General features: G+C 65.7%; 19 protein-coding genes. 9 read left to right on the top strand and 10 right to left on the bottom strand.

The window, feature by feature from the left end; genetic code table 11:
- Window positions 1–11: 11 nt before the first annotated feature.
- Complete coding sequence (locus tag IM816_RS13220) at window positions 12–479, bottom strand: Dps family protein (RefSeq protein ID WP_072321681.1); 468 nt, start codon at window positions 477–479, stop codon at window positions 12–14.
- A gap of 121 nt (window positions 480–600) precedes the next feature.
- On the opposite strand from IM816_RS13220, the gene hrpA reads away from it, so the two are divergent.
- Entirely contained in the window at window positions 601–4,497 is a 3,897-nt protein-coding gene (gene hrpA / locus IM816_RS13215; protein WP_250338431.1) for an ATP-dependent RNA helicase HrpA, read from the top strand.
- Window positions 4,498–4,510: 13 nt separating this feature from the next.
- A complete protein-coding gene (locus IM816_RS13210; protein ID WP_250338430.1) occupies window positions 4,511–6,616 on the top strand; it encodes a bifunctional (p)ppGpp synthetase/guanosine-3',5'-bis(diphosphate) 3'-pyrophosphohydrolase in 2,106 nt (701 codons plus the stop codon).
- Window positions 6,617–6,661: 45 nt separating this feature from the next.
- On the opposite strand, the gene IM816_RS13205 is transcribed toward IM816_RS13210, so the two are convergent.
- Window positions 6,662–7,237: a YggT family protein gene (locus IM816_RS13205; RefSeq protein WP_250338429.1), complete on the bottom strand. Its 576-nt coding sequence runs from the start codon at window positions 7,235–7,237 to the stop codon at window positions 6,662–6,664.
- Window positions 7,234–8,058: a pyrroline-5-carboxylate reductase gene (proC, locus tag IM816_RS13200; RefSeq protein ID WP_072321677.1), complete on the bottom strand. Its 825-nt coding sequence runs from the start codon at window positions 8,056–8,058 to the stop codon at window positions 7,234–7,236. Before proC ends, IM816_RS13205 begins: the two co-directional genes overlap by 4 nt.
- A gap of 125 nt (window positions 8,059–8,183) precedes the next feature.
- On the opposite strand from proC, the gene IM816_RS13195 reads away from it, so the two are divergent.
- The gene (locus IM816_RS13195) at window positions 8,184–9,221 is read left to right on the top strand and encodes a type IV pilus twitching motility protein PilT (protein WP_072321676.1); all 1,038 of its coding nucleotides are present in this window, start codon (window positions 8,184–8,186) and stop codon (window positions 9,219–9,221) included.
- Window positions 9,222–9,348: 127 nt separating this feature from the next.
- Complete coding sequence (locus IM816_RS13190; protein WP_072321675.1) at window positions 9,349–10,512, top strand: PilT/PilU family type 4a pilus ATPase; 1,164 nt, start codon at window positions 9,349–9,351, stop codon at window positions 10,510–10,512.
- Between the two features lie 210 nt (window positions 10,513–10,722).
- Here IM816_RS13190 and IM816_RS13185 read toward each other — a convergent pair whose 3' ends face one another.
- The 5 genes from IM816_RS13185 to IM816_RS13165 form a co-directional block, all read right to left on the bottom strand.
- Window positions 10,723–11,088, bottom strand: coding sequence for a BON domain-containing protein (locus IM816_RS13185; RefSeq protein ID WP_250338428.1), 366 nt, complete (start codon window positions 11,086–11,088; stop codon window positions 10,723–10,725).
- 236 nt (window positions 11,089–11,324) lie between these two features.
- A complete protein-coding gene (locus tag IM816_RS13180) occupies window positions 11,325–13,088 on the bottom strand; it encodes a hypothetical protein (protein WP_250338427.1) in 1,764 nt (587 codons plus the stop codon).
- Between the two features lie 101 nt (window positions 13,089–13,189).
- Window positions 13,190–14,116 (bottom strand): aspartate carbamoyltransferase catalytic subunit, encoded by a 927-nt coding sequence (locus IM816_RS13175; protein WP_072321672.1) that lies wholly within the window; start codon window positions 14,114–14,116, stop codon window positions 13,190–13,192.
- 45 nt (window positions 14,117–14,161) lie between these two features.
- On the bottom strand, window positions 14,162–14,581 hold the full coding sequence (ruvX, locus tag IM816_RS13170) for a Holliday junction resolvase RuvX (protein ID WP_250340762.1): 420 nt from the start codon (window positions 14,579–14,581) through the stop codon (window positions 14,162–14,164).
- Between the two features lie 13 nt (window positions 14,582–14,594).
- On the bottom strand, window positions 14,595–15,161 hold the full coding sequence (locus tag IM816_RS13165; RefSeq protein WP_072321670.1) for a YqgE/AlgH family protein: 567 nt from the start codon (window positions 15,159–15,161) through the stop codon (window positions 14,595–14,597).
- A 91-nt stretch (window positions 15,162–15,252) separates the two neighbouring features.
- On the opposite strand from IM816_RS13165, the gene IM816_RS13160 reads away from it, so the two are divergent.
- The gene (locus IM816_RS13160) at window positions 15,253–15,576 is read left to right on the top strand and encodes a hypothetical protein (RefSeq protein WP_218184720.1); all 324 of its coding nucleotides are present in this window, start codon (window positions 15,253–15,255) and stop codon (window positions 15,574–15,576) included.
- An 8-nt stretch (window positions 15,577–15,584) separates the two neighbouring features.
- Here the strand turns inward: IM816_RS13160 and IM816_RS13155 are convergent, their stop codons facing one another.
- Together IM816_RS13155 and gshB are read right to left on the bottom strand one after the other, a co-directional pair.
- Entirely contained in the window at window positions 15,585–16,445 is an 861-nt protein-coding gene (locus IM816_RS13155) for a cell envelope integrity TolA family protein (RefSeq protein WP_250338426.1), read from the bottom strand.
- Window positions 16,442–17,383: a glutathione synthase gene (gene gshB, locus IM816_RS13150; RefSeq protein ID WP_072321667.1), complete on the bottom strand. Its 942-nt coding sequence runs from the start codon at window positions 17,381–17,383 to the stop codon at window positions 16,442–16,444. The genes IM816_RS13155 and gshB overlap by 4 nt, the downstream gene beginning before the upstream one ends.
- 339 nt (window positions 17,384–17,722) lie before the next feature.
- Between gshB and pilG the strand changes: the two genes are divergently transcribed.
- The 4 genes from pilG (at window position 17,723) to IM816_RS13130 (ending at window position 21,248) form a co-directional block, all read left to right on the top strand.
- Entirely contained in the window at window positions 17,723–18,079 is a 357-nt protein-coding gene (gene pilG / locus IM816_RS13145; protein ID WP_051944199.1) for a twitching motility response regulator PilG, read from the top strand.
- Between the two features lie 36 nt (window positions 18,080–18,115).
- A complete protein-coding gene (locus tag IM816_RS13140; protein WP_072321666.1) occupies window positions 18,116–18,490 on the top strand; it encodes a response regulator in 375 nt (124 codons plus the stop codon).
- 7 nt (window positions 18,491–18,497) lie between these two features.
- Entirely contained in the window at window positions 18,498–19,043 is a 546-nt protein-coding gene (locus tag IM816_RS13135) for a chemotaxis protein CheW (protein ID WP_250338425.1), read from the top strand.
- Between the two features lie 174 nt (window positions 19,044–19,217).
- Window positions 19,218–21,248 (top strand): methyl-accepting chemotaxis protein, encoded by a 2,031-nt coding sequence (locus IM816_RS13130; RefSeq protein WP_072321664.1) that lies wholly within the window; start codon window positions 19,218–19,220, stop codon window positions 21,246–21,248.
- The last annotated feature ends 3 nt before the right edge of the window (window positions 21,249–21,251 follow it).

Raw genomic sequence — 21,251 nt, 5'->3', positions numbered from 1 at the left:
CGGATGTGCGCTTATTTCAGCAGCGAGCGAAGCATCCATGCGGTCTTCTCGTGGTCTTTCAGGCGACCGGTGACCATGTCGGCCGTGCCCTCGTCGCCGGCGGCGTCGGCGGCCTTGATCGTGTCGCGTGAGGTAGCGGCGGCGATCTCGTGGCCTTCCACCAGTTGGGCAACCATATCTTTCCAGTCGGGTACGCCGGTCTCTTCCTTGATCGAGGTCAGCTTGCCGAACTGGCTGTAGGAGCCCGGTGCGAACACGTCGAGGATGCGGATGCGCTCGGCCACCTCGTCTGCGGCCAGCCACAGCGCGTTGTACTGGGTCTCGAACATGGCATGCAGGCTGTTGAACTGTGGCCCGGTCACGTTCCAGTGGAAGTTGTGGGTCTTCAGATACAGGGAATAGGTGTCAGCCAGCAGCTTGGAAAGATGCTTGGCGACCGCCTCGCGGTCCTTCTTGGCAATGCCGATATCGATGGCCATGTTGCGATTCTCCTTGGATTTTCTCGGATCTTTACAGCGAAAATGCTAACGAACGGAGACGGCGAGAGGAAATGAAACGTTCCAATGCCGTTGATAGGCGCACGCTATTATTGGCGTTCCCATGAGTACCTCCACAAGCCCCGCCCGATCTTCCTCCCCCGATCCGCGCCTGCGCCAGCTGCGCGACGCGCTCGACAGGGTCGCCAGCCGCGACTTCGGCCGGCTCCTGGGCCGCTGGCGCGCGCTGTCGCGCAAGCCGGACAGCGGCAAGCTGCAGGCGCTGGAGGCCGATATCGCCGTCTCGGCCGCGCGCCGCGCGGCCCGCGCCGCGTCCAAGCCTGCCATCGCGGTCGATGCCTCGCTGCCCATCGCCGCCCGTGCCGACGACATCGTCGAGCTGATCCGCAAGCACCAGGTCGTGGTGATCGCGGGCGAAACCGGGTCGGGCAAGACTACCCAGCTCCCCAAGCTCTGCCTTGCCGCCGGGCGTGGCGAGGCGGGCATGATCGGCTGCACCCAGCCCCGCCGGCTCGCCGCACGCTCGGTGGCGACTCGTGTGGCGGAGGAACTCGGCACGCCGCTGGGCGACAAGGTGGGCTTCCAGGTCCGCTTCACCGAGAAGGTGTCCGACCAGGCGCTGGTCAAGTTCATGACCGACGGTATCCTGCTTGCCGAAACGCAGTCCGATCCCTGGCTGTCCGCCTACGACACGATCATCATCGACGAGGCCCACGAGCGCAGCCTCAACATCGATTTCCTGCTGGGGTATCTGAAGCGCCTCGCCGTGCGTCGGCCCGAGCTGAAGATCATCGTCACGTCGGCCACCATCGATACCGAGCGCTTTGCCGAGCATTTCGGTGGCGCCCCCGTCGTGGCGGTCGAGGGACGCACCTATCCCGTCGAGGTCCGCTACCGGCCGCCCGGCGAGCGGGTCGAGGGCAATCTTGCCCAGCAGATCGCCGACGCCATGGACGAGATCACCCGGGAGGACCCGCGCGGCGACGTGCTGGTCTTCCTGCCTGGCGAGCGCGAGATCCGCGACGCGCACCTGCTGCTGTCGCGAAGGCAGTACCGGGAAACCGAGGTGCTGGCGCTCTACGCGCGGCTGTCGGCCAACGAACAGGACCGCGTGTTCCGGCCGGGTCCGAAGCGTCGCATCGTGCTCGCCACGAACGTGGCGGAAACCTCGCTGACCGTGCCGCGCATCCGTTACGTGGTGGACTCGGGCACGGCACGCGTCAAACGCTACAGCCAGCGTGGCCAGCTCGAGCGGTTGCATGTCGAACCCATCTCGCAAGCCGCTGCCAACCAACGCAAGGGCCGCTGCGGCCGCGTGGGCCCCGGCATCTGCTATCGCCTGTACGAGGAAGCCGACTTCGTCCTGCGTCCGGAATACACGGACCCGGAACTGCTGCGTTCCTCGCTCGCGAACGTCATCCTGCGCATGCTCGCGCTGGATCTGGGCGAGGTGGAGGATTTCCCGTTCCTCGAAGCTCCCGATCCGCGCGTCGTCGCGGACGGTTACCGGCGCCTGGCGGAGATCGGCGCGATCGGCGAAGACCGCCGCCTGACCGAGATCGGCCGTACCGTGGCGCGGCTGCCCATCGACGTGCAGCTTGCGCGCATGCTGGTGGAAGCGCGCCGGCTCGGCAGCCTCGCCGAACTCACCACCGTCGTGGCCTTCCTCAGTATTCAAGACCCCCGCGAGCGGCCGCCCGACGCCCGTGGGCAGGCCGATGCTGCGCACGCGCAGTTCGCCGACCCCAAGTCCGATGTCGTCGGCGTGCTGAACCTCTGGAAGGCCTATCTGGAGGCCGCCGAGGAACTCACGTCGTCGAAGCTGCGCGACTGGTGCTCGCGGCATTTCCTGAGTTTCATGCGCATGCGTGAGTGGCGTGAACTGCACCGGCAACTGGTGCTGGTCATGCGCGATCTCGCCTGGTCGGAGGGCGCGGCAACGCCCGCGCGCCCCGAAGGCGACGCGCTCTTCGAAGCCGTCCACCGCAGCCTGCTAGCCGGCCTGCCGACGCAGGTCGGCCACAAGGACGAGAAGGGCGTCTATCGCGGCACACGCGAGCGTCGCTTCCAGGTGTTTCCCGGTTCGGCGCTGGCCAAGTCGCCGCCGGCCTGGATCTTCGCCGCGCAGATCATCGATATCGGCGGCAAGGTGTGGGCCATGATGTGCGCGCGCGTCGATCCGGCCTGGATCGAGTCGCAGGCGGGCCATCTGGTGCGATCGACGGCGCGCGATGCGCACTGGTCGCGCAAGCGCGGCACCGTGGTGGCCTACGAACAGGTCACGCTGTTCGGGCTGGTGCTGGTCGAGCGTCGCCCGGTGACCTTCCGCCGCCAGGATCCCGCACTGGCTCATCAGATCTTCGTGCGCGAGGCGCTGGTTCGCGCCGACCTCGACAGTCGCGCCGATTTCGTGCGCGCGAACGCGCGCGTTCTGGAGCAGGCCCACGACATCGAGGCGAAGCAGCGCCGCGCGGGTCTGTTGCGCTCGGACGAAGACCTAGCGGCCTTTTTCGACGGCAAGCTGCCCGAGAGCGTTGCCGATACGCGTGCGCTGGATGCGTGGTACCGCAAGGCCTCGCCATCGGAACAGGCGGCCTTGCGCTGGACGCTGGCTGATGTCATGGATACCGGTGCCGGCCTCGATCCGAAGGCGTTTCCCGCCTCGCTGGAGATTGGCCAGCACCGTTACCGGCTCGAATACCGCTTCGTGCCGGGCGATCCCGCCGACGGCGTCACCATGCACGTGCCGCTCGCGTTCCTCAACGCGTTGCCGACGGCGCGCGGCGACTGGCTCGTGACCGGCCTGCTGGCCGACAAGGTCGCCGAGTTGATCCGCACGCTGCCCAAGGCGCTGCGTCGCAATTTCGTGCCGGCGCCGGACTTCGCCCGCGCCTTCGTCGAGGCGGAAGCGCCGCGCGACGAGCCGCTGAGGGCGGCCCTCGCGTCCTTCCTCAAGCGCACCACGGGTGTGGACGTGGGGGCGGACGCGTTCGCCGATGCGGAGTTGCCGCCCCATCTGCTGATGCGCTATCGCGTGCATGACGAAGACGGGCGCAGCGTGGCCGAGGGCCGCGATCTGGCGCAGATTCGCACACGTTGGGAAAGCAAGGCGCGCGAGGCGTTCTCGCGCAAGACGGACGTCGAACTCACGCGCGAGGGCATCGTTGCGTGGGATTTCGACGCCATACCGGAAGCCGTGCGTTCCGACGCTGGCCTCCAGGCGTATCCGGCGCTGGTGGATCTCGGCGAAGCGGTGGCGCTGCGAGTTTTCGAGCGCGCCGACGAGGCGGCCGAGGCGCACGTCGGCGGCGTCGAGCGCTTGCTGCGGCAGGCGCTGTCGCCCGAGTTCAAGCGGGCACGGCGCCAACTGCCCATCGCCAATCCGCTTTCGCTGAAATATGCGCCGCTGGGCAGCATCGACGGCCTTCGCGAGGATCTGGTCGAAGGGGGCTTCGCCGATCTGGTGGCACGCCGGTCGTTGCAGGTGCGTACCCAGTCGACGTTCGAGGCGTTGCGCGCCGAGCTGGCGCGGGAGCTGTTCGGTGCGGCCATGGCCCGACTCAAGCTGGCCGAGCCGATCATCGAGGCGCAGGCGGAACTGAAACCGTGGATGGAGCCGCCGTTGATGGGCTTTGCCAAGGCGAGCTACGACGACCTCAGGGAACAACTGGCGGCGCTGGTGCAGCCCGGTTTCCTGCGCGAACTCCCGCTGGATCGTCTCACCCACTTCCCTCGCTACCTCCGCGCCATGCGCCTGCGCGGCGAAAGGCTGCGTCAGGACCCGGCACGCGACCAGTCGCGTATGCTGCAAGTGCTGCCGTACTGGCGTGCTCTGCTCAACGCAGGCGGCACGGGATTGAACGACGGCATCTGGGGCGAGCTGCGTTGGCTGCTCGAAGAGTGGCGTGTCTCGTTGTTTGCGCAGGAATTGAAGACGGCCGAACCGGTATCGGCGAAGCGGCTCGCCCGGGCGCTGGAAGCGGCGCAGGCGGCACGATGAACGGAGGCAGGCCATGAGCGGGACCCTCCCGGCGGAGGTGAAGGACCAGGCGATGCCGTTGACCGAGCAGGCGCGGGAGGCGTGCGCCGCACTGCCGGTGACTGCCCGTGCCGAAGTCGAGACGGTGATCGAGCTGTTGCGCTCGCTTGGATGCGACGACGAGACCTGCGCGTCGGCGTTGTGGTTCGCGCTTTCCTGTGGCGTGCCCGGTGCGACCGACGAGGCCGCGAAAACCTGGCGACCCTCGTTGCGCCGGCTGGTCGAAGGGCAGGGCGAGGCGGAGAAGGTCTGGGCCCTGCACGCGCAGCACGGTCCGCGCAGCGGCGCCGAAGGCTTGCGCCGCCTTCTGCTGGCGATCATTCGCGATCTTCGCGTGGTCTTCGTGCTGCTGGCGCGGCAACTCGCTGCCATGCGTACGGCCATGGCGTTGCCTGACCACGAGCGCCGTGAACTGGCGCAACTGACCTCGGACATCCACGCGCCGCTGGCCAATCGTCTGGGTATCTGGCAGTTGAAGTGGGAGCTGGAAGACCTCGCTTTCCGTTATCTCGAACCGGACACCTACCGGCGTATCGCGCGCCTGCTCGACGAGCGCCGCGCCGACCGCGAACGCTTCATCACCACCAGCCTCGCGCAGTTGCGCGTCCTGCTTGAAGGCGCGGGTATCCGCGCCGACCTCGCCGGACGACCGAAGCACATCTTCTCGATCTGGAAGAAGATGAAGAAAAAGGGGCTGGAGTTTTCCGACCTCTACGACATCCGTGCCGTGCGTATCCTCGTGGACAGCGTGGCGGACTGCTACGCCGCCCTCGGTCTCGTGCACAGCCTGTGGCCGCATCTGCCGGGCGAGTTCGACGATTACATCGCACGACCCAAGGGCAACGGTTATCGCTCGCTGCATACGGCCGTGCTCGGTCCGGAAGGCAAGACACTCGAAGTGCAGATCCGTACGCACGAGATGCACCGCGCGAACGAACTCGGTGTCGCCGCGCACTGGCGCTACAAGGAAGGCGGCGGTGCGGACGCCGAATTCGAGGCCAAGATCGCGTGGATGCGCAAGCTGCTGGAACCGCGCGGCGAGGACGAAGCTGAACTGGCGGCCGGGTTCGAAACCGAATTGATGGAAGATCGCGTCTACGTGCTGTCGCCGAAGGGCGAAGTGGTGGACATGCCGCGCGGCGCCACGGTGCTCGACTTCGCGTATCACATCCATACCGAGGTCGGGCACCGCTGCCGCGGCGCGAAGGTCAACGGCCGCATCGTGCCCCTGTCGACGCAGCCGCGCAGCGGCGATCGCGTGGAGATCCTCACCACGAAGGTCTCCGAGCCGAGCCGCGACTGGCTTTCCACGCATCATGGCTACCTGACGACCTCGCGTGCGCGGGAAAAGGTGCGCGCGTGGTTCCGTCGCGAGGCCCATGAGGCGAACGTCGTGGCCGGCAAGGCGGCGCTGGAGAAGGAACTGCGCCGTCTGGCGCTCGACGACGTCGATCTGGCGAAGCTTGCCGCCCAATTCCGCCTGAAGAGCGTGGACGAGCTGTACGTCACGGTGGCGCTTGGCGAGGTCACGCTTGGCCAGGTGGCCCGTTCGCTACAGGAGCCCGTGGAGCCGGAGATCACGCAGTCGGGCAATCCGGTGGCGTCGCGTGCCGCGCAACACGATCGCGGGGCACTGTCCATCGAAGGCGTGGGCAACTTGCTCACGACGCTCGCGCGTTGCTGCCAGCCTTTACCGGGCGATCCCGTGCGCGGTTTCATCACCCGTGGTCGTGGGGTGTCGGTGCATCGCGCGGACTGCGTATCGCTCGCTCGCCTCGCACGCCGCGATCCCGATCGCGTGATCGAGGTGAGCTGGGGCAGGGTGGACGTGCAGAACTACGAAGTGGACGTAGAGCTGCGCGGCTACGACCGGAAAGGCCTGCAAAAAGACGTCGCCACCACGATCAATAACGTGGGGCCGCACATCGTCGCGTCGTCCAGCCGCGTGCAGGTGCGCACCGGCGAAGTGGAGATGCGGTTCACCTTGCGCGTCAAGGATTACGAACAGCTCTCGACGCTGCTCGGGCGGCTGTCGGCGTTGCCGAACGTGACGGACGCGCGCCGCCTCGGCGGTCGCTAGCTCGTCGTACGTTGGCACTCGCCTTGCGGCGAGTGCCATGACGCGTCAGGCGCCGAGCAGCAGTCGCGTGGCCCAGTCCGACAGTGGCTGCGCCACAAGGATGCGAGCCAGGAACAAGCCCAGCAGCACCGCCGTGGGGGAGAAATCCAGCCCACCGATCGTGAGTCGGCCACGCAGTGGGCGCACCAGCGGCTCGGCCAGACTGGAAACCAGTCGCGCCACGGGGTGATAGCGGTCCGTCGAGAGCATGCTCATGATCGACCAGACGAAGACCAGCACGATCCAGGTCAGCAGGAAGAAGTCGAGCGTCTCGGCCACGGCAGCCACCAGCACGCCAAGCGGCGCGGGAGCAAATCCTGCGAGGGCGACGATCAGCACGACCTTCAGGCCTTCCAGCGCCAGGATGATCAGCAGCGCCGCCGTGTTCACCCGGCGCACCGGCGGCAGCACCTTTCGCAGCGGACGCAGTACGGGGTTGGTGAAACGGTAGAGGAACTGGCAGATCGGGTTGTTGAAGTCGGCGCGGTTGGCCTCGGCGAGCAGCCGCAGCACGAACAGCGTCACGAGCGCTCCGAAGGCGAACTGCAGTAGCAGCACGCCGGCATTGGTCAGGTAATTCACAGCATGGATTCCATGTCTTCGGAAAGTTGGCGGCCACGGCGGCGTGCCGCGTCCACGGCACGTGCCACGATGGCCGGGAAGTGGTCCGCGCGGAAGCTGTCCAGCGCGGCCTGGGTGGTGCCATTCGGCGAGGTGACGCGCTGGCGCAGCGTCGCTGCGCTTTCGCCACTTTCGACCAGCATCCGGCCGGCGCCGAACGCCGTCTGCGCCGCAAGGGCTCGTGCGGTTTCGCGCGACAGACCCTGGTCGTAGGCGGCGTTTTCCAGTGCTTCCACCAGCAGGAAGAAATAGGCCGGTCCGGAGCCGGACAGGGCGGTGACGATGTCGAGCTGTTCCTCGTCGGGAACCCACACGGTGAGGCCGGCAGCATCCAGCACGTGCTGGGCCTCGGCGCGCTGTGGCGCGCTGACCCGCGCATTGGCATAGAGCGCCGTGGCGCCCGCGCTGACCATGGCCGGCGTATTGGGCATGCAGCGCACCACCGGAAGCGCCGCGTCGAGCCAGCGCTCGATCTGGTGCACACGGATGCCGGCGGCAATGGAGATCACCAGGGGGCGGTACTTCTGGACCGCCGGCCGCAGGTTCCGGCATACCTCGGCCAGCATCTGCGGCTTCACCGCCAGAACCAGAATGGCAGCGCCTTCCGCGGCGTCCAGGTTGTCGGTATAGGTTGCCACCCCATACTCGCGGGAAAGCTCCTGCAGGGCTTCCGCGCGCGGTTCCGAGACCGCGATGCCGCCCGGCTGGGCGCCGTGGCGGATCATCCCGGCGATCAAGGCGGTGGCCATGTTGCCGCCGCCGATGAAGGCGATCCGATTCATGGGGTATGTGCTCCGTGGGCGACGACGTTCACAACCTGGAAGGATATACGGAGCCGCGGCGGGTGTGTCCCTTGTCGCGGCCCCCCGGGCATGGTTACCTATGCCGACCAAGACAGGGGACCACAATGGATATCGCCGAACTCCTTGCCTTCTCCGTGAAGAACAAGGCCTCCGACCTGCACCTTTCCGCGGGTCTGCCGCCGATGATTCGCGTCGACGGCGACGTCCGGCGCATCAACATCCCGGCTCTGGAACACAAGCAGGTCCATTCGCTGATCTACGACATCATGTCGGACAAGCAGCGGCGCGACTATGAGGAATTCCTCGAAGTCGACTTCTCGTTCGAGATTCCGGGCCTGGCCCGCTTCCGCGTCAACGCCTTCAACCACAACCGTGGCGCGGGCGGCGTGTTCCGTACCATTCCATCCGAGGTGCTGACCCTGGAAGACCTCGGTGCGCCGAAGATTTTCCGCGAGCTGATCGAGCAGCCGCAGGGCCTCATTCTCGTGACGGGCCCTACCGGCTCGGGCAAGTCCACGACGCTGGCCGCCATGGTCGATCACGTCAACAAGACCGAATACGGCCATATCCTCACCGTCGAGGATCCGATCGAATTCGTGCATACCTCTCAGAAGTGTCTGGTGAACCAGCGCGAGGTGCATCGCGACACGCATGGCTTCAACGAGGCGCTGCGCTCGGCGCTGCGCGAAGATCCGGACTACATCCTGGTCGGTGAGTTGCGCGATCTGGAAACCATTCGCCTCGCCCTGACCGCCGCCGAGACGGGGCATCTGGTGTTCGGCACGCTGCATACGTCGTCCGCGGCGAAGACCATCGACCGCATCATCGACGTGTTCCCGGCAGGCGAGAAGCCGATGGTCCGCTCGATGCTCTCCGAATCGTTGCGCGCAGTGATCTCCCAGTCGCTGCTGAAGAAGGTGGGCGGCGGGCGACTGGCGGCACACGAGATCATGGTGGGTATTCCCGCGATCCGTAACCTGATCCGCGAGGACAAGGTCGCGCAGATGTATTCCTCCATCCAGACCGGCCAGCAGTACGGCATGCAGACCCTGGATCAGAACCTGGCCGACCTGGTGAAGCGCGGCCTCATCACCCGCCAGGAAGCCTCGACCTACGCGAAGAACAAGGAAGGCTTCCGCTAGCGGCCTTTTGGGCCTGGGAGTCGCGGCCGAAGGCCGCTGGAAAGAGTAAGCTGGGGCGAAAGGGGCTAGCTTACGGTTCACGCTTCACGACGCCCCGGCGCAGCCGGGGCCAACTTACGGACTTCCGATGAGCGACTTCGATTTCACCTCATTTCTCAAGCTGATGGTGCACAAGCAGGCATCGGACTTGTTCATCACTGCTGGCGTGGCACCTTCCATGAAGGTGCAGGGGCGTATCGTCCCCATCACCCAGAGCCCGCTGTCCGCGCAGCAGTCGCGCGACATGGTGCTGAACGTGATGACGCCTGCGCAGCGCGAGGAATTCGAAAAGACCCACGAGTGCCAGTTTGCGATCAGTGCCTCGGGCATCGGTCGTTTCCGCGTGTCGTGCTTTTACCAGCGCAATTGCGTGGGCATGGTGCTGCGCCGGATCGAATCGAAGATCCCGACGCCGGAAGAACTGAACCTGCCGCCGATCATCAAGCAACTGGCGATGACCAAGCGCGGCATCATCATCTTCGTAGGCGGTACCGGTACCGGTAAGTCCACCTCGCTCGCGTCGATGATCGGCTACCGTAACCAGAACTCGACGGGACACATCATCACGATCGAGGATCCGATCGAGTACGTGCACAAGCACGAGGGCTGCATCATCACCCAGCGCGAACTCGGCATCGATACCGACAGCTGGGAAAACGCGCTGAAGAACACGCTGCGCCAGGCACCCGACGTGATCATGATCGGCGAGGTGCGCACGCGGGAGACCATGGAGCATGCGATCAACTTCTCCGAAACCGGTCACCTCTGCCTGTGTACGCTGCATGCGAACAACGCCAACCAGGCGCTGGATCGCATCCTGCATTTCTTCCCCGAAGATCGGCGCCAGCAGCTCTTCATGGATCTCTCGCTGAACCTGAAAGGCATCGTGGCGCAGCAGCTCATTCCGACGCCCGATGGCAAGGCACGTCGCGTGGCGGTGGAAGTGCTGCTCGGTACGCCGCTCGCCCAGGATTACATCCGCCAGGGTGAGGTCCACAAGCTCAAGGAACTGATGCGCGATTCCAACCAGCTTGGCATGCGCACGTTCGACCAGAGCCTCGTGGAGCTGTACCACCAGGGCGAGATCTCCTACGAGGACGCCCTGCGCCACGCGGACAGCTCCAACGAAGTGCGCTTGCGCATCAAGCTCGCCCAGGGCGGCGACGCGCATACGCTGTCGCAAGGTCTGGAAGGCGTGGAGATCGACAAGACCACCGATCGCAACACCTTCGGCGGCATGCTGCATCGCTGAAAAAAGTAGGAGCCGCTATAGCGGCGAGGGAACATACCTCACCGCTACGCGGCTCCTCTTACATCTCGCCGCTACAAGGGCAAGGCAACATACCTCGCCGCTTCACGGCTTCGTGGGCTTCTCGCCGCTGTAGCGGTGGGGAACAGGCTTCGCTGCTTCGCCGCTTCGTTGGCTTCTCGCCGCTATAGCGGCTCCCACATTTACTCTTTTTTACTTGGCAGCGGCGGAGACGGTCAGGCCGCTCGCATCGACGCTCTTCACGCCCTTGATCTTCTTGGCGATCGCTTCAGCGTGGCTCTTTTCCTTCGCCGTGGCGACCGTACCGGTCAGGGTAACGACACCTTCGGTGGTGCTGACCGAGATATCGGTCGCCTTGACCGACTTGTTGGCAGCGAACTCGGACTTCACCTTGGTGGTGATCCAGGTGTCATCGGCCTTGCCGGCGACCGTCTGGTTGTCACCCTTCGACATGGCAGCAGCCGAGTCCTGGGCATGGACCTGCGCGAAGGGAACCGTGCCGAGACCGGCAACGAGGGCAGCGGCAAACAGGGCCTTACGAAGGTTGGCATGGCTCATGGATAACTCCTTTCTCGCACTGAAAAATGGATGGCGATGGCGCCACGCGCTGTGGCTGCCGTTTCGCGAGGCCTATGGAAACAGCGCATCCGTGAACGATCCGTGCCGGCCCGCTCGGGCTGTTCAGCTTTGTGCAGGGGAGGGCGGTACACGCCTCCTCGAGTGCGCACGTGGGTCGCTATACAACGAAAAAGGCGCTCCGAAGAGCGCCTTTTTCTGTCACGTGTAGCGATGGATTACTTGTATTCGACCGCGCCGGAAATCACGAGGCCTTTCTCGTCCATGTGAGATTCGCCGGAGACCTGCACGATGCGGGCAGCCTGTGCCTTCATCGCTTCGAATTGCGCCTTGGAGCGATCCGCCGCGGAGGCCTGCTTGGCCGAGTCGTCGGTCGCGCCATCGGCGCCATCGGTGCCGTCCGCACCAGCGGCCTGGCTCATCGCATCGGCATAGGACTGTGCCTTGTCGGCCATCAGGTCCACCCAGTTGCGATACATGTCGCCGTTGAGATGCATGCGGCTCAGGCGACCGGCGTCGCCCGTGGAGGCCATCAACATGTCGTCGAGCTTGGCGTCCTCGCCATCGCCCACGCCGATCACGATGGCCTGACCGTTCATCGCAGCCCAGCCGGGCATGCCCAGCATGCCGGTGATGTTCTGCGGAAGCGCCGTCGGCTTACCGTCGCCGGTGAGCTTGAAGTCACCACCGAGCATGGCCTGACCCATCGCGACGAGGCCCGCCGGATTGCGCGTGCCGAGCAGTACGCGGCCAGTGAACTTCGGCATCTGCTGACCTGCGGCGGCCGGCGTAAACGAGTCGAGCACCACGCGCAGACCGCGGATGTCGCCGATCGGCGGGATGGCCGCCTGCTGCATCGTCGAGCCGAGCTTGGCGAAGCTGTCGTTCATGCTGGCGAAGGCCGGGCATTCGAACGGCTTGGCGGCGACGGCTTCGGCCTGCGCCGTGAAGAACGTGCGGATCTGTTCCATCGGCAGTGCGAGAGAGACGTCGAACGGACCGTCCGCTTCCTTGCCCAGCCCCGGGACTTCCACCTTGAGACCCGAGAAGGCCTTGGTGATGTCGTCGGCCAGTGCCACGTCGACGCGCTGTTCCTGATGGTGCATGTCCAGTCGCGTGTAGCCGAAGCTGATCGACGGCACACGCGCGGCGATGCGGCTGGCCTCGGTGGTGCAGCTCGGCGGCAGTGCCGGTACCGGCTCGCCAGTCTGCTGCGCCTGGTGCTTCAGGAAGGTCGAGAACAGCGGGTCCTTGCCGGCGGCCACGAGCGGCAGCAGGCGAACGAGATCGAGCTGGCCGGCGTAATCCTTATAGCCCTTGTCCTTGGCGAGGTCGGCGAGGCGACCGTCGTCCTGCAGGTTCTTCTCCGGACGATCCGCACCGAGCGCCTGGCGGATCATCGGCTGCGCGGCGTCGGCCGGCAGCAGCGAAACCACGGCCTGTTTGCCCACGGTGGCAATCACCAGCTGCAGACCGGAATCGGACAGGGCCACGTGACGGTAGGCCTGGCCACCGGCGTCTGCGCTGTCGAGCTTCTTGCCGTAGGCAGTTTCGAGGCGGCCGACGAAGGCGTCCCACGCAGCGGGATCGGCCAGCGCCACGCGAGCGACCGGGCTGAGGCCCAGACCGTAAATGGCCGAGCCCGTCTTGATGTCGAGGCCCATGTTCTTCAGCGCGGCCTCGGCCGTCTTGCCGTCGAACTCCGCGGCGAAGGCCTTGAGCAGGCGCGCACCGTCCACGTTGCCCTTGGCTTCGAGATCCTGGGCGAGGGACTTCATCTGCGCGACCTGACCGGGAAGTTCGGTATTGGCCTGCGAGACGATGGCCTCATAGGCGTCGTCGTCGAGTTTGTCGAGGTTCGCCATGACGTAGGGCGTGTCCGCTGGCACGAAAGCCAGAGGCGCGTCCTTGTCCTTGTGGCCGCAGGCCGCCAGCAGCACGCTGGCGAGGCCGAGCGCGATGAGTCGCTTCGTCGGTCGCATTCTGTATCCCATATAGTTGGTCCCTTGGTCCGGCCATTATGCCGGAAGCGTCGGACGGTAAGACGTCCGACGCGCCCCCTCGGCGCAAATTCTTACGCGGGCTATCGGCCCATGACCTCGGCCAGGACCGCCATACGCACGAAGACGCCGTTGCCGACCTGTTCGAGGATGCGCGACTGGGCGCCGTCGGCGACCTCGGGGGCGATCTCGATGCCGCGATTGATCGGGCCCGGGTGCATCACGAGACAGCCCTTGGCGGCGCGGGCGAGGCGGCGGGTGTCGAGACCGAAGCGCTCGAAGTACGCCGCTTCGTCCGGCAGGTCCGTGGCGGCCATGCGCTCCTTCTGCAAGCGAAGCATGATGACGGCGTTCGCGCCCTCGATGGCTTCGTCGAAGTCGTCGTGGTAGCTCACGTTGCTCAGCTCGCCCTCGGACGGGAGCAGCGCTGCCGGGCCGACGATGCGGATGTCGCGGGCGCCCAGCGCGGTAAAGGCATGCACGTCGGAGCGCGCCACGCGCGAGTGGCGCACGTCGCCGCAGATGACGATGCGCAGCTTGCGGAAATCCGGATGGTGGTTGCGGATGGTCAGCGCATCGAGCAGGCCCTGGGTGGGATGCGCGCGATTGCCGTCGCCGGCATTGACCACCGCGACGCCGCTCATCGCGTGGCGGACCAGCGACTCCGGCGTGCCCGACTCCTTGTGCCGCACCACGATGGTGTCGAGATGCATCGCCTCGAGCGTATGCAGCGTGTCGAACAGTTCCTCGCCTTTGGCGGTGGAGGAAAACCCGATGTCGAAATTGACGACGTCGGCACCGAGGCGGCGCGCGGCGAGTTCGAACGACGTGCGCGTGCGCGTGGACGGCTCGAAGAACAGGTTGAGTACCGTCCGGCCGGCGAGCAGTTCGAGCTTGCGGGTACCGTGCGCGGTCGCTTCGCGCATGCTGTTGGCGCGGTCTAGCAGGCGTTCGATCGTCTCGCGCGGGACGTTGTCGAGGGTGGTCAAATGGCGCAGGCGTTGTGACATGACGTCCTCAAGGTGATGGATACGGAAGATCTGCGGCGGCGCGTTTCATGCCTGGACCAGGTACGACTCCAGGATCACCGCGGCGGCCTCGGCATCGATCGACTTCGCGTCCGAACGCTTGCGCGTGCCCGCGGCGCGCGCGGCGGCGAAGCGCCGTGCGGCTTCCTGCGAGCTCATGCGTTCGTCGGTCAGGGCAACGGGAAGGCCGTAGCGCTCGCCGATGCGCTCGGCGAAGCGGCGCGCGGTGCGCGACATGGGTTGTTCCTTGCCGTCGTTGTCGAGCGGCAGACCCACCACGAGTTCGGCTGGCAGCCATTCGCGCCGCAAGGTGTCGAGCGCTTGCCAATCGGGCTCGCCCTCGCGCACGGGGAGGGCCGCGAGGGCCCGCGCGGTGCCGGTGAGACGATTGCCGACGGCGACGCCGACGATCTTCGTCCCGACGTCGAAGCCGAACAGGCAGCTCATCGTGCTGGGGTGATCAGGCGTGACCGGCGTAGCCGGCCAATTGGGATGGGTCATGTACGCCGAGCTTGCGCGCGGCGGCGATCCAGCGCTCGTCGAGGGGCGTGTCGAAGACGATACGTTCGTCAGCCGGGATGGTGAGCCAGGCGTTGTCCATCACTTCCTGCTCGAGCTGGCCGGCTTCCCAGCCCGCATAGCCAAGGGTGACGACGGCGCGGCGAGGGCCTTCCCCTGCGGCCATGGCGACGAGGATGTCGCGCGACGTGGTGACGGACCAGTCCTCGTTGACGCGGTAGCTGGAATCCCAGTTGCCGGGCTCGCGATGCAGCACGAAGCCACGCTCCTGCTGTACCGGTCCGCCGATCAGGACCGGATGATCCGCGATCTCGGGATCGTCGCAGGACAGTTTCATCTGGGCGAGCACGTCACCCAAACGGTATTCGGAAATCTGGTTGATCAGCAGCCCGACCGCGCCGTCTTCGCCATGCTGGCAAAGGAAGGCTACCCCGCGCGCGAAAGGCGGCTCGGCAAGCGAGGGCATCGCTATGAGGAATTGCCCGGCGAAGGTATTGGCGATCGTCATGGCCGCATTGTAGCCGCTACGACCATGAGCCGTGTGCGAAGGTTAAGCTCGAAGCGCTTACCGTGTGGCTCCACTGCAAGGAGCTATTCCCATGAGGAAGCCTATGTTTACAAAGGGTTTTGCCGTTGTTGCGCTGCTGGTTTCAGGAGCCGCGGCCGCCTCGGCGCCCGATGCCTGGAAGGACTACAACCAACGACTGGTGAAGGCCTGCGTCGCGGCCAGCGGCCTCAAGGGAGCGACGCCGGTGGGCGGTCCCATCCAGTACGACGACCGGGTACCGGTCACGGCCCTGGTATTGGCGGGCCGTTATCCACAGACGCATATGAAGAATCGCCCCGGTCGCGAGCTGTGCGTATGGGATCGCAAGGCGGAAAAGGCTTACGTCAGCGAGGCGGATCAGTTGCTGCCGAAGTAGCGCGGCGCTCAGTAATTGCGCAGCACGTTACCGGGCAGGAACTGCCATGTCCGGGTGATGTAGAGCTCATCCACCCGCGTCTTGTCGGCGGGCAGGGCGGGGAACGGGGCCGCCAGCCGCACGATGCGCTGCGCGGCCTCGTCAAGCAGCGGATGTCCCGAACTCTTGATGACGTCGATGCTCTTGATCGAGCCGTCGCGGTTCAGGCCCACCGTGAGGACCAGTTCGCCGTAGAGGCCCTGGCGGCGCGCCTCGTCCGGGTAATTCAGGTTACCGACGCGTTCGACCCGGCCCACCCAGCCCTTCATGTACGCCGCATACGCGTACTCGCGGGTGTTCGATGAGATGTATTTCTTTTTCGGGCGCTTTGCATACGCCTGCGACTGGTCCCGCACTTCCGCCGCCAGCTTGGCCATTTCGGTCTGGCGCTGGGTGTCCTCGTCGGCCTCGGGCAGGGGCTGCGACTTTCGCTCGACCTGCTGCCTGTCGGTGTTCACGGTGAAGGCCGTCTGTCCCGACGTCGTCAGCAGTGTGTCGGGCTGGGCTTCCTGCGGTGCAGGCGCCCGGGCTTCTTTCGGTTCCACGGCATCGCTGCGCTGCGGCGTCGGCAGCGGGCCGGAGACGCGCTCCGACGGGCGCGCTGCCTTGTCCTGATCGCCACCGCCCGAGTTGTTCGCCTGGGCGAGGAAGTCGGCCTTGTCCGGCGGCTCCTGGTTCGCCACGTCCACCAGGGTCACGTCGAGGGTCGGGACGCTCGGACGCGGCGGCTCTGCCCGGAAGGTGATGCCGAGGATGACGATGCCGTGCAGCAGGAGCGAGAACAGCAGGGTGGCGCCGATCAGGTCGGCGCCGGTGGGACGGGTCGTCATCGGGCCTCGATCGCGTCGAACATCAGCCCCGCGATGTTAATGCCGAACTGGGCGTCGAGTTCACGCACGCCGGTCGGAGATGTGACGTTGATCTCGGTCAGATAGTCGCCGATGACGTCGAGGCCGACGAAACGCAGGCCTCGGCGGACCAGTTCCGGGGCGACCTGGGCGGCAATCCAGCGATCGCGCTCGGAAAGGGCGATGCCTTCTCCGCGTCCGCCTGCCGCCAGATTGCCGCGGAACTCGTCGCCCTGCGGAATGCGGGCGAGCGCATAAGGCACCGGTTCGCCATCGATCAGCAGGATGCGCTTGTCGCCCGCGGTGATTTCGGGGATGTACTTCTGGACCACCGTGAAGTTGCGCCCGCCGTTGAGCATCGTCTCCAGCATGGAGTTCAGGTTGGTATCGCCTTTCTTCACCCGGAAGATGCCGCGACCGCCCATGCCGTCCAACGGCTTGAGGACCACCTCGCCGTGCTCCGCCACGAAGGCTTTCAGCTCGGCGGCGTCGCGCGAGACCAGCGTCGGCACGATGCACTGCGGGAAGTCCAGGGAGAACACCTTCTCGTTGCAGTCGCGGAGCGAGCGGGGATCGTTCACCACCTTGCAGCCCGCCCGCTGGGCACGTTCGAGCACCATCGTGTCGTAGATGAACTGCGCATCCACCGGCGGATCCTTGCGGGCCAGCACGATGTCCACCTCGGCCAGCGGTCGCCACTGGGGCTCGCCCAGAGTGAACCAGCCGGCGGGGTCTTCCTTGACGGTCAGGGGCCGCAGCCTGGCCCAGGCTTCGCCATTGCGAAGCGCGAGGTCGCCCTGTTCCATGTAGAGCAGGGCGTGTCCACGCCGCGAAGCCTCGAGCAACATGGCGAAGGTGGTGTCCTTGGCGATCTTGATGGCGCGGATCGGGTCCATCAGGACGGCGACGGAAAGCGGCATGGGAATATCCCGGGAGCAGGAAAACGCCAAGTCTAGTGAAGAGCGGCGTCCGTTGGCACGGGCCGGCGTCAGGGGACGTCAGGTGCTGCGGGAAACCGCCGATGGCGGCCTTTAAGAAGAATTCATCTTGACGGGACCCCAGCCAACCATTAAACAGCGATCGGGAGGAACGCCGAAAGAGCGGGCCGTCGGGACCGTGGGGTTCCGGACATCGACCTGGCGCACGGAATAGTCGGCAAGAACCGGCTATCCTGCGACAGTATTTGCGGTTTTTTGCGTGGCACCGGGGGCGCAGTGAACGAAAACGGACGCGGTAACGACCTGGCCGGATTGCGGGTCATGGTCATCGACGATTCGAAAACCATCCGACGCACGGCCGAGACCCTGCTGAAGAAGGAAGGCTGCGACGTACTGACCGCCGTCGACGGGTTCGAGGCACTGGCAAAGATCTCCGACCAGAAGCCGAACATCATCTTCGTCGACATCATGATGCCGCGCCTCGACGGCTACCAGACCTGCGCGCTGATCAAGAACAACGCGCAGTTCCGCGGTACGCCGGTGATCATGCTGTCCTCCAAGGACGGTCTGTTCGACAAGGCCCGCGGACGCATCGTCGGGGCCGAGCAATACCTCACCAAACCGTTCACACGCGACGAGCTTCTCGGCGCGATCCATCGCTACGCGACGGCCAGTTGACCGCATTCCACCGTATGACGACGTCCAGGGGGACGTGTGGCAAACATTCTCATCATCGACGACTCGCCCACCGACGTTCGCGTGTTCACCACGCTGCTCGAAAAGGCGGGCTTCTCCGTTTCCAGCGTCGATAACGCCGAAGCGGGACTCGACCGTATCCGCGCGAACAAGCCCGACCTCGTGATCATGGACGTGATCATGCCCGGCATGAACGGCTTCCAGGCCACGCGCACGCTGAGCCGCGATCCTAAGACGGCCGACGTGCCGGTGGTGATGATCACCACCAAGTCGATGGAGACCGATCGCGTCTGGGGCCTGCGACAGGGTGCCAAGGCCTTCATCACCAAGCCGGTGAACGAGAAGGAGCTGCTTTCGACCATCGCCAGCCTCCTGCCGAACACGACGCATTGAGGACGCCATGAGCGAGAACGCGGCACTCACGCCTTTCGAACTGCTCGCCCACTACGAGCGGGCATGCCTCGCGCACTCCGCCGACGCACCCGAGAGCGTGGAGTCGCTGGGTCTGTGGCGCGGCATCGGCTTTCGCGTGGGGCGCCGCGCCTTCGTCAGCGGCATCGAAGAAATCAACGAACTGCTGGCCGTCCCACCGTTGACCCACGTGCCGGGCGCGCAGCCCTGGCTGATGGGCGTGGCGAACGTGCGCGGCAATCTCGTGCCGGCGATCGACCTCGGGCGCTTTCTGTTCGACGAGCGCACACCCGCGTCGGAACGCGCGCGGCTTCTGCTGGTTCGCCAGCACGGCGGTACGGTCGGGCTGCTGGTGGACGAAGTGTTCGGCCAGCGCACGATGGACGAGGGACAGCGCGACACGGGTGAGCAAGAGAACGACCCGCGCCTGACGCGGTTCGTCAGCGAGAACGTCCAGCTCGGCGAGCAGACGTATGGGCTTTTCAGCATGAGCCGTCTGGTTCGTGCGCCGGACTTCCGGCAGGCGGCGTTGTAACAACGCCTCCATGGGGGAGGGGACGGCCGGAAGGCCGACCCTTTACAGGATGGGCGGCAACGGCTTCGGCCGATGCTGCGATGGGAACGGAGGGGCGGTCCGCGGACCGCTTCGTCATGCCGGTGGCCACTGAGGCGTCGGCGGCTAGCTTTGCCAGGTTTGGGTGAGGTGGATATGAGCACGACAGCAGGCGGCGCAGGCCGGGAACGTGGCTACACGATCGTCATCGTGTTCCTGCTCCTGGCGATCGGATTGGCGTCGGTCGACTTCTGGTGGCTGAACAACAAGAACGGCGAGGACCGCGAAGCCATCGCGCTCACGACGCAGGTGCAGGTGCTTTCGCAGCAGACCGCGAAGTACGCGCTGGAGGCGTCCGACGGCAATCGCGACTCGTTCCGTGAATTGTCTGCCACACGCAACACCATCGATTCGGCGGTGCAGCGCCTCGTGAACGGCGATGCCAAGACCGGCATGCCTGCCTATGCGGGCGACGGCAACCAGGCCGGACGCTCCATCGGCGCTCTGGCGAACGCCTGGCATCAGCTCGACGCGGACATCGGCAAGATCCTTTCGAACAAGGACCTGGTGCTGTCCTCGGGCGAGCGGGCCGACCTGTTCGCCAAGCAGATGCCGCTGCTGAACGCACGCACGGACGAAGTGATGAACATCGTCCAGCAGAAGAATGCCTCGGTGGAGCAGACCTTCACGCTCGCCCGCTGGATGTTGATGGCTGACCGCATGATCCGTCGCGTGCAGGAAATCCTGCAGGGCGGCGATGGTGCGCAGTCTGCCGCCGACGGTCTCTCCCGCGATGCGCAGCTCTACGGCGCCGTGCTCAAGGGCCTGGTGGACGGCAACGCCGAAGGCGGCGTTCGTGCGATCAGCGACGCGAATGCGCGGAAGATTCTCGAAGGCATGCAGAGTTCCTGGGGCGACCTCGTGGACCCTGTGAACCAGTTGGTCGCCGCGTCGCCGAATCTCCAGGACGTGAAGCGCGCAGGCAACCAGGCCTCGCTGGATTCGCAGACCGTGCTGCTGCGCGCGAACGAGTCCGCCGACCAGATCGCCAAGCTGCCGCTGACCCGTCTCTTCCCGAACGTCTGGTGGGGTCTGCTCGGTGCGATCGGCGCCGTGCTGTTCGCGCTGCTGCTGGTCTACAACCTCGTGCGTGACCAGCGCCGCCGTTTCGAGACCACCTCTGAACTCAACCAGCGTAACCAGACCGCGATCATGCGGTTGCTGGACGAGATGGGCACGCTCGCCGAAGGCGATCTCACCATCAAGGCCACGGTGACCGAGGACATCACGGGCGCCATCGCGGACGCCATGAACTCCGCGGTGGACGAGATGCGCAACCTCGTCACCACGATCAACGAGACCGCGGTGCGCGTCTCCGCCGCGGCGCAGGAAACCCAGGCCACCGCCATGCACCTCGCCGACGCGGCGGAGCAACAGGCGCAGCAGATCACGTCCGCGACCTCGGCCATCAACCAGATCGCGACCTCGATGGATACGGTGTCGAAGGACTCCGCCGAATCGGCCGACGTGGCCCAGCGCTCGGTGCAGATCGCTTCGCGCGGCGCCGAAGTGGTGCGCGAGACGATTCAGGGCATGGATTCGATCCGCGACCAGATCCAGGAAACCTCCAAGCGCATCAAACGGCTGGGCGAGTCGTCGCAGGAAATCGGCTCGATCGTGGAACTCATCAACGACATTGCCGAGCAGACCAACATCCTCGCCTTGAACGCCGCCATTCAGGCGGCCTCGGCAGGTGAGGCGGGTCGCGGTTTCGCGGTGGTGGCGGACGAAGTGCAGCGCCTCGCGGAACGCTCCGCGAGCGCGACCAAGCGCATTGAGACGCTGGTGCAGACGATTCAGTCCGATACCAACGAAGCGGTGAGTTCGATGGAACAGACCACTGCGGAAGTGGTGGCCGGTGCGCGTCTGGCCGAGGACGCCGGCACGGCACTGGGCGACATCGAGCGCGTGTCGAACGACCTGTCGGCACTCATTCAGAACATCTCGGCCGCTGCTCGCCAGCAGTCGGCCGCGGCGACGGACACCTCGGCGACCATGAACGTCATCCAGGAGATCACCTCGCAGACGTCGCTCGGCGCAAGCCAGACGGCCGAGTCGATCGGTAACCTGGCCCAGCTCGCGAACGACTTGCGCCTGTCCGTCGCGAACTTCAAGCTGCCGGGCTAATGC

The organism is Luteibacter flocculans, assembly GCF_023612255.1.
Taxonomy (GTDB): Bacteria; Pseudomonadota; Gammaproteobacteria; order Xanthomonadales; family Rhodanobacteraceae; genus Luteibacter; species Luteibacter flocculans.
This window is presented reverse-complemented; position numbering and strand designations above follow the sequence as displayed.